At 73.5% G+C, this 17,215-nt stretch carries 2 protein-coding genes; both read left to right on the top strand.

Annotated features, from left to right (window positions below; translation table 11 throughout):
• Nucleotides 1–19 precede the first annotated feature (19 nt).
• Nucleotides 20–12,865, top strand: coding sequence for an amino acid adenylation domain-containing protein (locus ACIRYZ_RS44910; protein ID WP_402955017.1), 12,846 nt, complete (start codon nucleotides 20–22; stop codon nucleotides 12,863–12,865).
• Between the two features lie 17 nt (nucleotides 12,866–12,882).
• Nucleotides 12,883–17,215, top strand: a 4,333-nt coding sequence (locus ACIRYZ_RS44905) for a condensation domain-containing protein (RefSeq protein WP_402955014.1), incomplete at its 3' end; no start/stop codon positions are given.

Below are 17,215 nucleotides of genomic sequence, written 5' to 3'. Positions count from 1 at the left end.
GTTGGAGTTCGTCGGTCGGGTGGATGACCAGGTGAAGATCCGTGGTTTCCGGATCGAGTTGGGTGAGATCGAGAGTGTGCTGGTGCGGCATGCCGGGGTGGATCGGGCTGCGGTGGTGGTGCATGAGTCCCAGCCGGGTGTGCGGCAGTTGGTCGCGTATGTGGTGGCGGCCGGGGGTGTGTCGGTGGACGGTGCCCGGTTGCGTGAGTATGTGGCGGGGTTGTTGCCGGAGTACATGGTTCCGGCGTTGGTGGTGGCGTTGGAGGCGTTGCCGTTGATGGTCAACGGCAAGCTCGATCGTGGGGCTCTGCCGGTTCCGGAGTTCGGTGTGGGTGCGGGTCGTGCTGCGCGTACCGGGCAGGAGAAGGTCCTCGGTGGGTTGTTCGCGGAGGTCCTGGGTCTGGAGTCGGTCGGTGTCGATCAGAGCTTCTTCGAGTTGGGTGGCGACAGCATCATCTCGATCCAGCTCGTCGGCCGGGCTCGTAAGGCGGGGTTGCACTTCAGTCCCCGAGACGTATTCACACACAAGACGGTGGAAGCTCTTGCCGCCGTCGCCAAGGAGGCCACGGTGCCTGTTCGCCGCTCGGCGGACGACGGGGTCGGCGGTGTGCCGCTCACCCCGGTCATTCACTGGTTCAGCGAACGCGGCGGCCCGGTCGCCCAGTTCAACCAGGCCATGCCCGTACCCGTCCCCATGGGACTGGGCGCCCGGCAGCTGACCGACGTCCTGCAGGCGTTCCTCGACCACCACGACGCGCTGCGGCTGCGGCTGACCCGGATCGAGGACATCGACGAATGGACCCTGGAGGTCGCGCCGCGCGGCACCGTCCAGGCCGGGACGTGCCTGCACCGCGTCGACGTGGCCGGGCTGGACGGCGACGCGCTCGCCGCCGTCACCGAGCGGGAGTACGCCGCCGCTCAGCAGCGGCTCGCCCCGGAGGAGGGGACGATGGTGCAGGCCGTGTGGTTCGACGCCGGCCCGCGCGCCGTCGGTCGGCTGCTGCTGGTCATCCACCACCTCGCCGTCGACGGTGTCTCCTGGCGCGTCCTGCTGCCCGAGCTGGGGCAGGCGTTCGCCGCGGTGCTCGCCGGCCGCCCGGTGGAGCTGGAGCCGGTCGGGACCTCGTTCCGCCGCTGGGCCCAGCACCTCACGGCGGCGGCCGGCGAGCCGCAGCGGATCCGCGAACTGCCGCTGTGGCGGGACATCCTGTCCACCCCCGACCCGCTGCTCACCGACCGCCCGCTGGACCCGGCCCGGGACACCCTCGCCGGGGCCGGACACCTGAGCGTGCAGCTGCCCGCCGCCGTCACGGAGCCGCTGCTGGGCAAGGTGCCCGCGGCGTTCCGCGCCGGGATCAACGACGTGCTGCTGACCGCCCTGTCGCTCGCCGTCGCCGACTGGCGCCGCCGCCTGGGCCGTGGCGACGGCTCGGCGGTCCTGGTCGGCCTGGAGGGACACGGCCGTGAGGAGATCGTCGAGGACGTCGACCTGTCCCGTACGGTCGGCTGGTTCACCAGCCTGTACCCCGTCCGGCTGGACCCCGGGACCGTACCGGCCGCGGAGATCGAGTCGGCCGGCCCGGCGGTGGCCACCGCGCTCAAGGCGGTCAAGGAACAGCTGCGCGCCATCCCCGACAACGGCATCGGCTACGGCCTGCTGCGCTACCTCAACCCCCGGACCGCCACCGCCCTGGCGAAGCTCGCCGAGCCGCAGATCGGCTTCAACTACCTGGGCCACCTCGGCACCGCCGACGACGCGGACGCGGCCGGGCTCGGCGGCGGCGCCGACCAGGACACCGCGCTGCCTTACGCCCTCGTCGTCAACGCCGTCACCGAGACGCACCACGACGGGCCCCGGCTCAGCGCCACCTGGACCTTCCCGAAGGAGCTGTTCGCCGAGGAGGACGTCCGGGAACTGGCGCAGCGCTGGGCCCGAGTCCTGGAGGCGCTGGTCACGCACGCGGAGCGGCCGACGGCCGGCGGGCTCACCCCGTCCGACCTGCCGCTGGTGTCGCTGTCGCAGGAGGAGATCCACCGCCTGGAGGCGGCGCAGCCCGGTCTGACCGACGTGCTGCCGCTCTCGCCGCTCCAGGAGGGGCTGCTCTTCCACACCGAGTACGATCAGCAGGCCGAGGACGTCTACATCACGCGCCTGGCCATCGACGTACGGGGCGCCCTGGACGTCGAGGCGATGCGCGCCGCCGTGCGCGGGCTGCTCGCCCGGCACGAGAGCCTGCGGGCCGGCTTCCACTACACGAGCGACGGCCGCCCGGTGCAGCTCATCCCGGCCGGCGCCGAACTCGCCTGGACCGACCTGGACTTCGGCGATCTGGAGGAGGGCGAGCAGGCGGCGGCGCTGGACCGGCTGCTGACCGAGGAGCGCACCCGCCGCTTCGATCCGCAGCGTCCGCCGCTGCTGCGCTTCACCCTCATCCGGCTCGGCGAGGACACCCACCGGCTGCTGTTCGCCGCGCACCACCTGCTGCTGGACGGTTGGTCGGCACCCGTACTCGCCGCGGAGCTCTTCGAGTTGTACGGGCACCGCGGCGACTCCGCCACGCTGCCCCCGGTCGCCCCGTACAAGGACTTCCTGGCCTATCTGGCCGCCCAGGACCGGGCCGAGGCGGAGGGCGCCTGGCGCGCCGCGCTGGCCGGGGTGGACGAGCCGACGCTGGTGGCGCCCGACGCGGCCGCGAAGGGGTCCGTGCTGCCCGGGCGGATCGTCGACGAGCTGCCGGCGCAGCTGTCCGCCGCGCTCGTCGAGCGGGCCCGGGCCAACGGTCTGACCATGAATGCCGTGGTGCAGGGCGCGTGGGGCATCGTGCTGTCCCGGCTGACCGGGCGGGACGACGTGCTGTTCGGCGAGACGGTCTCCGGCCGGCCGCCGGAGCTGCCGGGCGTGGAGTCGATGGTGGGGCTGTTCAGCAACACCGTGCCCGTACGGGTGCGGCTCGACCCGTCGGCGTCCGTGATCGACACCCTGTCCCGGGTACAGGAACAGCGCGTGGAGCTGCTCGCGTACCACTACCTCGGCCTGGCCGACCTGCAGCAACTCGTCGGCATCGGCACGCTGTTCGACACCGCCGTCGTCTTCGAGAACTTCCCCGCCGACAAGGAGGGCGGGCAGGAGCTGGTGCACGGTCTGGCGCTGTCCGAGGTGGACACCCGGGGCGACAACCACTACCCGCTCGGCATGGTCGTGATGCACGAGGACCAGCGCACCGTCCTCAACTGGTACTACCGCCCGGACCTCTTCGACGAGGACACGGCGGCATCGGTCACCCGGCAGATGCGCCGGGTGCTAGAGGCCGTCGCGGCCACCCCCGAGCTGCCCGTCGGGCGGCTCGACACCCTGGACGAGGCACGGCTGGCGCAGCTGACCTCCGGCTGGAACGGCACGACGGTGCCCGAGTCGGACGCGGTGGTCCCCGAGTTCATCCAGGCACAGGTGGAGCGCACCCGCGACGCGCTCGCCCTGGCCTGCGGATCCACCGAGCTGACGTACGGCGAGCTCAACGCCCGCGCCAACCGGCTCGCCCATGAGCTGATCGCGCGCGGTGCCGGGCCGGAGAGCTTCGTCGCCGTGGCCATGGAGCGCTCGGCGGAACTGGTCGTCACCCTGCTCGCCGTCCTGAAGTCCGGCGCGGCCTACGTGCCGGTGGACCCGGCCTACCCGTACGAGCGGATCCGCTACATGCTGACGGACTCCGCGCCACGGCTGCTGGTGACCGACGGCACGGTGGCCGCCGGGCTGCCGGACGCCGGCGTCGAGCGCGTCCTGACCGACGACCCGGCCACCGCGGCGGCCATCGCGCGGCGCCCGGACACCGACCCGACCGACGCCGACCGCGTCGCGCCGCTGACCCGCGCCAACCCGGCGTACGTCATCTACACCTCCGGCTCCACCGGGCGCCCCAAGGGCGTGGTGGTCACCCATCGTTCGGTCGTCGACTACCTGGGCTGGACCGGGCTGGTCTACCGGGGGGCGTCCGGGGTGGCGCTGCTGCACTCGCCGGTCGCCTTCGACCTGACCGTCACCGCGCTGTTCACCCCGCTGACCGTCGGCGGCACGGTGCTGATCGGCGCCCTGGAGGAGGACGCGGCCGTCTCGGCGCGACTGTCCGCCGCGCCGTGCACCTTCATGAAGGCCACCCCCAGCCATCTGCCGCTGCTCGGCGCGCTCCCCGCCGAGTACTCACCGCAGACCGAACTGCTGCTGGGTGGTGAGGCGTTGGTGGGTGAGGCGCTGGCGCCGTGGCGCGAGCTCCACCCGCAGGCCACCGTCTGGAACGTGTACGGGCCCACCGAGGCCACCGTGAACGTCACCGAGTTCCGCATCGAGCCAGGGGCGCCCGTGGAGCCGGGACCGGTCCCGATGGGCCGCCCGCAGGGCAACGTCCGGGCCTACGTGCTGGACGCCAACCTGCGGCCCGCGCCCGTGGGCGTGGCCGGTGAACTGTACGTCGCGGGCCCGTGCCTGGCTCGGGGCTACTGGAACCGGACCGACCTGACGGCCGAGCGGTTCGTCGCCGACCCCTTCGGCCCGGCCGGCGAGCGGATGTACCGCACCGGCGACGTGGTGCGCCGCCGCCCGGACGGCAACGTGGTGTTCGTCGGCCGCGCCGACGACCAGGTCAAGGTGCGCGGCCACCGCATCGAGCTCGGTGAGATCGCCGCCGCCGTCGCCGCCCACCCGGGCGTCGCCGCGCAGGCGGTGATCGTCCGCACCGACCAGTCGACCGACCCGCGGCTGGTGGCCTACGTCGTGGCCGAGCCCGGCGCCGACGTCGACGGGCAGGAGGTACGTGACCGGCTCGCCGCCGCGCTGCCCGAGTACATGGTCCCGGACGCCGTCATCGCCCTGGAGGAGCTGCCGCTCACCCCCAACGGCAAGTTGGACCGCGCGGCCCTGCCCGCGCCGGACTTCACCGTCGCGCCGGCCGCCCGGGCTCCGCGCACCCCGCAGGAGGAGATCCTGTGCGGCCTGTTCGCGCAGGTCCTCGACGTGCCGCAGGTCGGCGTGGACGACAACTTCTTCGTCCTCGGCGGCAACTCGCTCAGCGCGGTCCGGCTGCTCAGCCGGGTCCGGTCGGCCTTCCGCGCCGAGGTCGACGTGCGGGCCGTCTTCGACGCCCCGACCCCGGCCCTGCTCGCCACGAGGGTGACCCAGGTGGGCGGCATACGCCCCGAACTGGCGGTGCGCGAGCGGCCGGAGGTCATCCCGCTCTCCTACGCCCAGCGCCGGCTGTGGTTCCTCGGCCGACTGGAGGGGGCCACCAGCACGTACAACATTCCGATCGGCATCCGGCTGTCCGGCAGCCTCGACCGTACGGCGCTCGCCGCCGCCCTGGCCGACCTGGTCGCACGCCACGAGAGCCTGCGCACGGTCTTCGCGGAGGACGACGGCAGGCCCCGCCAGCACATCGTCGCCCCGGCCGACGCCACCGTGCCCATGGAGACCGTCGAGAGCACGGAGACCGGTCTCCCGGAGGCGATGCGCGTCGCCGCGGAGCGCGGCTTCGACCTCGCGGTGGAACTGCCGCTGCGCGCCACCCTGTTCGTCCTGTCGGCCACCGAGCACGTCCTGTTGCTCAACGTCCACCACATCGCCACCGACGGCTGGTCGAACGCCCCGCTCGCCCGGGACCTGTCCACGGCCTACGCGGCCCGCAGGGACGGGCGGGTACCGGAGTTCGCCCCGCTGCCCGTGCAGTACACGGACTACACGCTGTGGCAGCGGGAGCTGCTGGGCAGCGAGGAGGACCCGGACAGCCTGATCTCCCGGCAGCTGGACTTCTGGGAGACCACGATGGACGGCGCCCCCGCGGAGCTGGAACTGCCCGGCGCCCTGCCGCGCGGTGCCGAGGTGAGCCACCGCGGCGGGTCCGTCGAGTTCACCGTCGACGCCCAACTGCACGCCCGCCTCGTTGAGGTGGCGCGTGCCCACCAGGTCAGCCTGTTCATGGTCGTCCAGGCCGGTCTCGCCACGCTGCTGTCCCGGCTGGGCTCCGGCACCGACATCCCGATCGGTACCGCCGTCGCCGGCCGCACCGACGAAGCCCTGGAGAACCTCGTCGGGTTCTTCGTCAACACGCTGGTGCTGCGCACCGACGTGTCGGGCGATCCGACCTTCGCCGAACTGCTGGCCCGTGTGCGCGCCACCGACCTCGCCGCCTACGCGCACCAGGACGTGCCGTTCGAGCGTCTGGTCGATCTGCTGGGAGCCGAGCGGTCGATGGCGCACAGCCCGGTGTTCCAGGTGTTCCTGTCCTTCCAGAACAACACGGTGCCCCGGCTGGAGCTGCCCGCGCTGACGGTGGGCGTCGAGTCCGTGGACCTCGCCTCGTCCAAGCTCGAACTGGGCGTGGAACTGGGCGAGACGCTCGATGAGGACGGTGCCCCCGCCGGGCTGAGCGGCCGGGTGGACTACCGCACGGACGTGTTCGACCAGGCCACCGTCGAGGGCCTCATGCGACGCTTCGTGACCCTGCTCGACGCGGCGTCCGCGGACCCGCAGCGCCCGGTCGGGCAGCTCGACCTGCTGGCGCCGGCCGAGCGGCGCCGCGTGCTCGTGGAGTGGAACGACACACGGCGCGCCACCGAGCCCGCGACCTTCCCGGCCCTCTTCGAGGCGCACGCCCACAACACGCCCGACCAGGTCGCGCTCATCTGCGGTGACACCTCGCTCACCTACGGCGAACTGAACGCGCGCGCCAACCAGTGGGCCCACCACCTCATCGCGCGGGGCATCGGCCCCGAGCAGCTGGTGGCCGTCGCCATCGCGCGCTCCGTCGACTGGATCGCGGCGGCGCTGGGCGTGCTGAAGGCGGGTGCGGCCTATCTCCCGGTCGACCCGGGCTACCCCGCCGAACGCATCGCGTTCATCGTCGAGGACGCGCAGGCCGCGTTGGTGCTGACCACGCGCGACGCCATCGAGGACGCCCCGTCCTGGGCGGCGGCGGCCGTGGTGGCCGACGCGCCGCACACCCGCGCCGCGCTCGCGGCCGCGGCCACCGGCAACCCCGCCGACCGCGACCGCGTCGCGCCGCTCACGGTGACGCACCCCGCCTACGTCATCTACACCTCGGGTTCGACCGGGCGCCCCAAGGGAGTCGTGGTCACCCACACCGGATTCACGAGCATGGTCGGCTCGCAGGCCGAGAACCTGCTCGGCGACCGCGGCGCCCGCGTCCTGCAGTCCGTCTCACCGAGCTTCGACGTCTCCATGGGCGACCTGGTGCTCTCCCTGCTGGCCGGAGCCACCCTGGTCCTGCCCGAGGGACACCGCTCACCGGTGGGACAGGAACTCGCCACCCTGATCGAGCGCCACGGCATCACCCACCTGCACACCACCGCGGGGGTGATCGGGACCCTGCCGGACGTCGAACTGCCCACCCTGCGCACGATGGTCACCGGCGGTGAGCCCATCCCGGCACACCAGGTGGCCCGCTGGTCGGCCGGGCGCCGGCTGATCAACGCGTACGGACCGACCGAGGCCATGGTGTACGCCACGATGAGCGGACCGCTCCGCGGCGACACCCCGCCGCCCGTCGGGCGACCGCTGTGGAACGCCCGGACGTACGTCCTCGACGAGGAGCTGCGGCCGGTACCGCCCGGCACGCCCGGCGAGCTGTACATCGCCGGAGCCGGACTGGCCCGCGGCTACCTGAACCGGCCGGCCCTGACCGCCGAGCGGTTCGTCGCCGACCCGTTCGGGGCGCCCGGCGAGCGGCTCTACCGCACCGGCGACATCGTCCGCTGGACCGCCGGCGGCGAGCTGGAGTTCGTCGGCCGCGCCGACGACCAGGTGAAGCTGCGCGGCTTCCGGATCGAGCTCGGCGAGATCGAAGCGGCACTCGTCGCGTACCCGAAGGTCGCCGACGCCGCCGTGGTCGTCCACGAGGACGCCTCGGGCCGCGGGCAGCTGGTCGCCTACGTCGTCACCAGGGGATCCCGGGCACCCAAGCCCGGTCCGCTGCGCGAGCACCTCGCCGCCCGTCTGCCCGAGTACATGGTGCCCGTCGCCTACACCACGCTCGACGAACTGCCGCTCAGCGCGAACGGCAAGGTCGACCGCAAGGCGCTGCCGGAGCCCGACTTCGGCACCCGGTCCGAGGGCCGCGCGCCGCGGGACGCCAAGGAGACGCAGATCTGCCGCCTGGTCGGCGAGGTGCTCGGCGTGGCCGACGTCAGCATCGACGACAGCTTCTTCGAGCTGGGCGGCGACAGCATCGTCTCCATCCAGCTGGTGAGCCGCGCCCAGGAGGTGGGCCTGGAGTTCAGCGCCGCGGATGTCCTGCGCCACCGCACCATCGAGGAGCTGGCCGCGGCCGCCACCCTCGCCGAGGACCACGGCGCCCCGGCGGACGCCGACGCGGGCACCGGGGAGATTCCGCTCACCCCCGACATGCACCGGCTGCGCGAACGGGGCGGGCCGATCGAGCAGATCAGCCGGGATGTGCTGGTGCCGCTGCCCGCCGACTGCGACGAGCAGCGGATCACCGCCGCACTCCGCGCCCTGACCGACCGTCACGACACGCTGCGGCTGCGGCTCACCCGCCGCGGCGGCAACCTCCTGTGGAGCCTGGAGGCGCTGCCGCGCACCGCCGTGGACATCACGCCCACCCGCGTCCGCCTCCAGGGGCTGGACGAGGACGGCATCGCCACGGCCGTACGGGAACACACCGCGGCGGCCCGCTCCCGGCTCGCACCGCAGGACGGCGTCGTCCTCCAGGCCGTCTGGTTCGACGCCGGCCCCGGCGGCGACCACCGGCTGTTGCTGACGATTCATCAACTCGCCTGCGACGACGCCACCCTGTCGGTGCTGGCGGGCGACCTGCGGGCATGGTGGGGCGGGCAGGCCGCACCGGCGGCAGCCCCGTACCGCCCGTGGGCGGAGCGGCTGGCCGCCGAGGCGGCCGACCCGCGGCTGCTGGAGGAACTGCCGCTGTGGGACGCCCTGCTCGGTGCCCCCGGTCCGCTGCTCGCCGACCGTCCGCTCGACCCGGCGCGCGACCTCACCCGCACCGCCCGCACGCTCGATCTCGAACTGTCCGCCGCGCAGACCGGACCGCTGCTCGCCGAGGTGGCGACGCGGTTCAACACCGGGCTGGAAGAGGTCCTGCTGGCGGCACTCGCCGTCGCGGTGGCCGACCGGCGTGCCCGCCGTGGCCAGGACAGCGCCGCCGCGCTCCTGGTCGCACTGGGGACGGACGGCCGGCGGGCGGCCGCACCGGGCACGGACCTGTCCGGTACGGCCGGCTGGTTCACCGCCACCCATCCGGTACGTCTCGACGCCGCCGTCACCGACCCACGGGAGGCACTCGCGGGTGGCGAGCAGATCGGCTCGGCGCTCAAGCGGGTCAAGGAGCAGTTCGCCGCGATCCCCGGGCACGGTGTCGGCTACGGCCTGCTGCGCCACCTCAATCCGCAGACCGTGCCACTGCTCGCCCGGCACGCCGAACCGCAGATCCGCTTCGACTACCAGGGCCGCCTCGACGCCTCGGCGCCGCACGGCACCGGTGACCACCCGGACGCGCCGCTGTCCTATGCCCTCCGGATCGGCGTGGCCGTTCTGGACCACGCCGACGGACCGCGCCTGTCCGCCCGGTGGACCTGGCCGGACGCCCTGCTCGGCGAGGACGACGTGCGCGCACTCGCCGATGCCTGGCAGCGGGCCCTGACCGCGCTGGTCGCGCACACCGAGCGCCCCGACGCGGGGGGCCGTACCCCGGCCGACTTCCCCCTGGTGCGGCTCACCCAGCAGGAGATCGAGCAGCTGGAGGCCGGCCGGCCCACGCTGGCCGACGTCCTCCCGCTGACCCCGCTCCAGGAGGGGCTGGTCTTCCACTCCCTCTACAACGACCTCGGGCCGGACGTCTACACCGTGCAGTTCGGGCTCGACCTCGAAGGGGAGCTCGACCCGGCGACGCTGCGCGAATCCGTCGGCGCCCTGCTGCGCCGGCACGAGAACCTGGGCGTCGGCTTCGCGGCCGAAGGACTCGCCCAGCCGGTGCAGTTCCTTCTTCACGACACCGAACTCCCCTGGAGCGAGCGAGACCTGAGCACGCTCGACGACGCGGGGCGGACCGCCGAGGTGGCCCGGATCATGGCCGAGGAGGCGGCCCGGCGCTTCGACCTCGGCCGGCCGCCGCTGCTGCGATGCGTCCTGCTGCGGATCGCGCCCGGACGCAACCGGCTGGTGATGACGTTTCATCACCTGCTGCTGGACGGCTGGTCGACGCCGATCCTGATCGGCGAGCTGATCCGGCTCTACGGCGCCGGCGGCGACGCGTCCGCCCTGCCCGCCGTCCTTCCCTACCGCGACTACCTCGGCTGGCTCGCCGCCCGGGACCGGGTCGTCTCGGAGCGGGCCTGGGGGCGCGAACTGGCCGGCCTCTCCGAGCCGACCCTGCTGGCACCGGCCGACCCAGACCGCCTCCCGGTCGTGCCGGAGAAGGCCTCCGTGCTGATACCGCGTACCGCTGTGAGCAGGCTTGCGGCGCTCGCCGCCCGGCGCGGGTTCGCCATGAACACCGTGGTGCAGGGTGCGTGGGGGCTGCTGCTCAGTCGGCTCACCGGACGCGAGGACGTGGTCTTCGGTGCCGTCGTCTCGGGACGGCCGCCGGAGGTCCCCGGTATCGAGCGGATGGTGGGCCAGTTCATCAACACCATCCCGGTCCGGGTCCGGGTCCGCCCGGACGCTCCGGTGGGCGGATTCCTTCGGGAACTCGCCGACCGGCAGGCCGAGTTGATGGATCACCAGTTCCTTCGGCTGATGGACCTGCAACGGCTGACCGGGCTGGGTGACCTCTTCGACACCCTGCTGGTCTTCCAGAACACCCCGGCCGACGGGGCGGGCTTCGGCGACGACGGCGGCGCGCTGCGCGCCGTGGACGTCGAGATGAACGGCGACAACTCGCACTTCCCGCTCACCCTCGACGCCGGCCTGGACGGGACCGTACTGCACCTGCGGATCGGCTACCGCCCCGACATGTTCACCGAAGCCGAGGCCGTCGGCCTCCTGGACTGCCTGCGCGAACTGCTGGAGGCCATGGCGGCCGACGCCGACGCGCCGATCGCCGACCTCGGCGGCGACGCGCCCGCCCGCTGGTGGGCGGCGGTGCGCCCGGCACTGCGCGAACGGCTGCCGCAGGCCGGCCGCTCCGGGTCGGACGGCGACGACGCGGAGCCGGACGACCAGTCGCTCCGCCGTCGCGAAGAACTCCTGGCGGGGCTCTTCGCCGACGTCCTGGGCGTGGCCGAAGTCGGCCCGGACGAGGACTTCTTCGGCCAGGGCGGCGACAGCATCCGCGCCATCCAGCTGGCCGGCCGGGCCCGCACCGCCGGGCTCCTGATCGGCCTGCGGGACGTCTTCAAGCAGAAGACGGCACGGGCCCTCGCCCGAACCGCCCGCGAGATCGAGGACGCCGGGCACCAGGAAACCCCCGAGGGTGCGGTGGGTGCGCTGCCACTCACCCCGCCGATGCTCGACCGGTACGGACGCGGCACCCCCGCGGACACCTTCCACCGGAGCATGGCGCTGGCGGTTCCGGCGGGGCTGGACGAGTCGGGTGTGCGGGTGGCGGTGCAGGCGGTGCTGGACCGGCACGACGCGCTGCGGTTGCGGTTGTCGGAGGGGCCCGAGTGGTCGCTGGAGGTGGCCGCCGTGGGCGCGGTGCGCGCCGAGGAGTGCGTGCGCCGGGTCGAGGGCGAGGGTGCGGACGTGGCGCGGGAGGTGCGGGCCGCGGTGGAGCGGCTGGCGCCGCGCCAGGGCCCGATGCTGCAGGCCCTCTGGTTCGACCACGGCACCGACGCCCCGGGTGAACTGGTCGTCATCGCCCACGAGCTGGTCGCCGACGACACCTCCTGGCAGATCCTCCACGAGGAGCTCACGGCCGCCTGCGACGCCCTCGCCGCCGGCCGGCCGATCGAGACCGCACCGGCAGGCACCTCCTACCACCGCTGGTCGCGACTGCTCACCGACGCGGCCACCGACCAGGCCCGGACGCGGGAACTGCCGCTGTGGCGGGAGATCCTCGACACCGACGACCCGCTGCTGGCGGACCGCCCGCTGAACCCGGCCGGCGACGTACTCGGCACGGCCCGCCGGACAAGCCTCACCCTGCCCACCGAGACCGCGGCGCCGCTGCTCACCGCCGTCCCCGAGGCGTTCAACGCCACCGTCGAGGACGTCCTGCTCACCGGCCTCGCACTCGCCGTCGCCCGCTGGCGCCGCGACCGGGGGCTCGCCGACGGCAGCGCCGTCCTGGTCGGCCTCGAAGGCCACGGCCGGGCACCGCTCGCCGAGGGCATCGACGTCTCCCGCACGGTCGGCTGGTTCGCCTGCGCCTACCCGGCGGCCATCGACCCCGGCGAGTTGCCGCACGACGAGGTGTGGTCCGGCGGACCGGCCCTCGGAACGGCCCTGAAGACGGTCAAGGAGCAACTGCGTGCGATCCCCGACCAGGGCATCGGCTACGGGCTGCTGCGCCACCTCAACCCGGAGACCCGCCGCAAGCTCGCCGGTCACGCCGAGCCGCAGGTGGGCTTCGGCTACCAGCGGACACCGGGCTCCGCCGTCCCGGGCGGCCCGGCGGACACACCGCTGCGCCACGCCCTCGCGCTGCGCGCCGAGCCGGGGCGCGGCCCCGACGGAGTGCGGCTGCACGCCCACTGGACCTGGCCGGACGGGCTCTTCGCCGAACCGGACGTCCGGGAGCTGGCCGAGCTCTGGTTCGAGGCGCTGCGGAGCCTGGTCGTCCACGCCCAACTGCCCGAGGCCGGCGGCCTCACCCCCTCCGACCTGTCTCTGCTCTCCCTGTCGCAGGACGAGATCGACGAATTCGAGAGTGGTCTGAACTGATGAATGCAAAGAACGACGTGACAAAGCCGGGATTCGTCGACATCTGGCCGCTGACCCCGCTGCAGAAGGGCATGCTCTTCCACGCCCTGTACGAGGAGAGCGACGCCGACGTCTACGTCCTGCAGATGACCCTGGACCTGCGCAGCGCGGTCGACGCCGAGGCGCTGCGCGAGGCCGTACGGGGCGTGCTGGGCCGCCACGACGCGCTGCGGGCGAGCTTTCGCAACCGCAAGTCCGGCGAGCCGGTGCAGGCGATCCTGCGCGAGGTGGAACCGGAATGGGTGCAGTGCGACCTGAGCGCACGACAGGCCGGGCCCGAGCGGGACGCGGAACTGGACCGGCTGCTGCACGCGGACCGCACGCGCCGCTTCGATCTGGCCGTGCCGCCGCTGCGTTTTACGCTGGTGCGCCTGGCCGACGACGAATACCGGTTCGCGGTCACCGCGCACCACATCCTGCTGGACGGCTGGTCGATGCCCCTGGTGCTCGGCGAGCTGATGGCCCTGTACAGCAACGGCGGGGACACCTCGCAGCTGCCGTCCGTCACCCCGTACCGCAGCTATCTCTCCTGGCTGGCCGGGCAGGACCGGGCCGAGGCCGAAGCCGCCTGGCGGCAGGCGCTGGACGGCGTCACCGGGCCCACGCTGGTCGCGCCGGCCGACCCGGCCCGTGGGGCGGCCCTGCCGGGCAAGCTCCTGCGGGAGGTGCCGGCCGAGTTGGCCGGGGCGCTCGCCGCGCAGGCCCGCTCCCTGGGCCTCACGCTGAGCAGTGTGGTCCAGACGGCCTGGGGCCTGGTGCTGGGCGGGCTGACCGGCCGCACCGACGTCGTCTTCGGTGAGACCGTCTCCGGACGTCCGCCCGAGTTGCCCGGTGTCGAGTCCATGGTGGGCCTGTTCATCAACACCGTGCCGGTGCGGCTGCGGATCGACGAGGCTCTGCCGCTGAGCGCACTGGCCCGTCAACTGCAGGACCAGCAGGCCGAGCTGGTGGCGTACAAGCACCTCGGGCTGGCCGACATCCAGCAACTGGCGGGCGGCGGCGAGCTCTTCGACGCCATGACGATCTTCGCGAACTTCCCGGTCGACACGGACACGCTGAGCGACTCGGCGCAGCGCATCGGCGCGGTCTCGGCGGCGACCAGCGACGCCACCCACTACTCGCTCAACCTGGAGAGCACCGTCCGCGGCGAGCGGATGGAGGTGCGGCTGGACTACCGCGAGGACCTGTTCACCGAGGCCGCCGCCCGGGAGATCCTCGACCGCTTCCTCGCCCTGCTGGAGCTCTTCGTCGCCGAGCCGGACCGGCCGGTGGGTGCCGTCACGCCGTTCTCCGTCGCTGACCGCGCCGGGCCGGCCCCGGCCGGCCGGGCGGCGGCCGACCAGCCCGCGCCCGCGGGGGAGAGCGACCGTGAGCCGCGGGACGAGCGCGAGAAGGCGCTGTGCGCGCTGTTCGCCGAGGTCCTCGGCATCACCTCGGTCGGCGTCCACGACAGCTTCTTCGCGCTCGGCGGCGACAGCATCAGCTCCATCCAACTGGCCCACCGGGCCCGCAAGGAGGGCGTCGCGCTCTCACTGCGCGCGATCTTCGAACACAAGACCCCCGCCCGCCTCGCCGCGCTCGACGCCGCCCCGCAGGCCGCCGCCCCGGTGGCCGACGACGGGGTGGGAGCGGTGCGACTGACCCCGGTCATGCACGCGCAACTGGCCGACGGCCGTCCCGTCGACACCTTCCACCAGAGCATGGCGCTGGCGGTTCCGGCGGGGCTGGACGAATCGGGTGTGCGGGTGGCGGTGCAGGCGGTGCTGGACCGGCACGACGCGCTGCGGTTGCGGTTGTCGGAGGGGCCCGAGTGGTCGCTGGAGGTGGCCGCCGTGGGCGCGGTGCGCGCCGAGGAGTGCGTGCGCCGGGTCGAGGGCGGGGGTGCGGACGTGGCGCGGGAGGTGCGGGCCGCGGTGGAGCGGCTGGCGCCGCGCCAGGGTCGGATGCTGCAGGCCCTCTGGTTCGACCACGGCATCGACGCCCCGGGTGAACTGGTCGTCATCGCCCACCACTTCGCGGTCGACGGAGTGTCCTGGCGCATCCTGCTGCCGGATCTGGCCGCCGCCTTCGAGGCCGTACGGGACGGCCGCCCGGTGCGGCTGGACCCGGTGGGGACCTCGTTCCGCCGCTGGAGCGAGCTGCTGACCCAGGAGGCGTCCGGGCAGCACCGGATCGCCGAGCTGGAACTGTGGAGCGCGATCGCCGCCACCGCGGATCCGGTGCTCGCCCAGCGGCGCGTCCACCCGGCACGCGACGTGGTGGGCACCGGGCGCCGCCTCACGCTGACGCTGCCCGCGACCGTCTGGGAGCCGCTGCTCGGACCGGTGCCCGAGGCGTTCAACGCCGGTGTCGACGACGTGCTGCTGACCGGTCTCGCGCTCGCCGTCGCCCGCTGGCGCCGCCGGCGCGGCCTCGGTGACGCCGGCGCGGTCCTGATCGGCCTGGAGGGCCACGGCCGTGAGGAGATCGTCGACGGGCTCGACCTGTCCCGGACGGTCGGCTGGTTCACCAGCGCCTATCCGGTGGCCGTCGACCCCGGCGACCAGCCGCTCGACGCGGCGCTGAAGGCGGTCAAGGAGCAGCTGCGCGCCATCCCCGACAAGGGCATCGGCTACGGGCTGCTGCGCCACCTCAACCCGCACTCCGCTTCCGTCCTCGCCGGCCACGCCGAACCCCAGATCGGCTTCAACTACCTCGGCCGCACAGGCACGGCGGACGCCGCCGACGCGGACACCGTGCGGGTGGACGACCTGGGTGACAGCGCCGACTCCGCGCTGCCCCTCGCACACACGCTGGACCTCAACGCCGCGAGTCTCGCCCACCCCGACGGGCAGCGCCTGGTCGCCTCCTGGACCTGGCCCGGCGAACTGCTCACCGAGGCCGAGGTCCGCGAGGTCGCCCAGCTGTGGTTCCAGGCGCTGGAGGAGCTCGCCGGGCTCGCCCAGCTGCCCGGGGCGGGTGGCCTCACCCCCTCCGACCTGCCGCTCGTGCCGGTCACCCAGAGCGACATCGACCGGCTGGAGGCGACGCCGGCCGGCGTCGCCGACATCCTGCCGCTCTCCCCGCTCCAGCAGGGCCTGCACTTCCACAGCCTGTACGACGCGTCCCAGGCGGATGTCTACACCATCCAGTCCGCCCTCGAACTCCAGGGCCGGGTCGACGGATCCGCTCTGCGCGCCGCCACCCGGACCCTGCTGGGTCGGCACGACAACCTCCGGGCGTACTTCGTCACCGGAGAGTCCGGCCAGGTGCTGCAGGTCATCCCGCGGGAGGCCGAACTGCCGTGGCACGAAGCGGACTTCAGCGACCTGGACCGGGCTGGGCAGGACGACGCCGTCGCCCGGATGCTCGCCGAGGACCGCGCCGCCCGCTTCGACCTGGAGCGGCCGCCGCTGATCCGCGCCACCCTGATCCGCCTCGCCGAGGACCGGTACCGCTTCGTCCTCACCGTCCACCACGTCGCCGTGGACGGCTGGTCCATGCCGCTGCTCATCGAGGAGCTCTTCGAGCTGTACGCGAGCCGGGGCGACGCCTCGGCCCTGCCCGCGGTGGTGCCGTACCGCGACTACCTGGCCTGGCTGGCCGCGCAGGACCGCCAGGCCTCCGAGGACGCCTGGCGCACGGCGCTGGACGGAGTGGACGAGCCGACCCTGGTCGCGCCCACCCGTCCGGACCGCTCGCCGGCCGCGCCGCAGCGCTGGACGCAGCGCCTGCCCCAGGAGCTGGTCTGCGCGCTGCTGGCGGCGGGCCGTGAGCACGGCCTGACGGTCAACACCCTGGTGCAGGGCGCCTGGGGCGTGGTGCTCGGCGGGCTCACCGGCCGGGAGGACGTCGTCTTCGGCGCCACGGTCTCCGGCCGCCCGCCGGAGCTGGCCGGGGTCGAGCGGATGGTCGGCCTGTTCATCAACACCCTGCCGGTGCGGGTCCGCACGACGCGCGCGGACACCCTGCTGGACGCGCTGGCGCGCCTGCAGGAGCAGCAGTCCGCACTCCTGGACCACCAGTACCTGGGTCTCGCCGACCTGCAGCGCCTCACCGGCACGGGCGAGCTCTTCGACTCGCTGGTCGTGTTCGAGAACTACCCGGTCGACGCGGCCGCCCTGGAGAGCTCCGCCCAGGAGCTCGGCGTGGTCGACGCGACGGTCGAGGACTCCCTGCACTACCCGCTCGGACTGATCGTCATGCAGCGTGGCGACCAGCTGAGCATCCACTGGTCCTACCGGCCGGACGTGTTCGAGCGTGCGGTGGTGGAGGAGATCGGTGGGCGTTTGGTGGGGGTGTTGGAGGCGGTGGTGGCGGATGTGTCGCGGC

The sequence above is a fragment of the Kitasatospora sp. NPDC101155 genome (genome assembly GCF_044768305.1).
Classification (GTDB): Bacteria; Actinomycetota; Actinomycetes; order Streptomycetales; family Streptomycetaceae; genus Kitasatospora.
The sequence above is the reverse complement of the archived record's forward strand: the minus strand, read 5'-3'. Positions and strand labels throughout refer to the sequence as shown.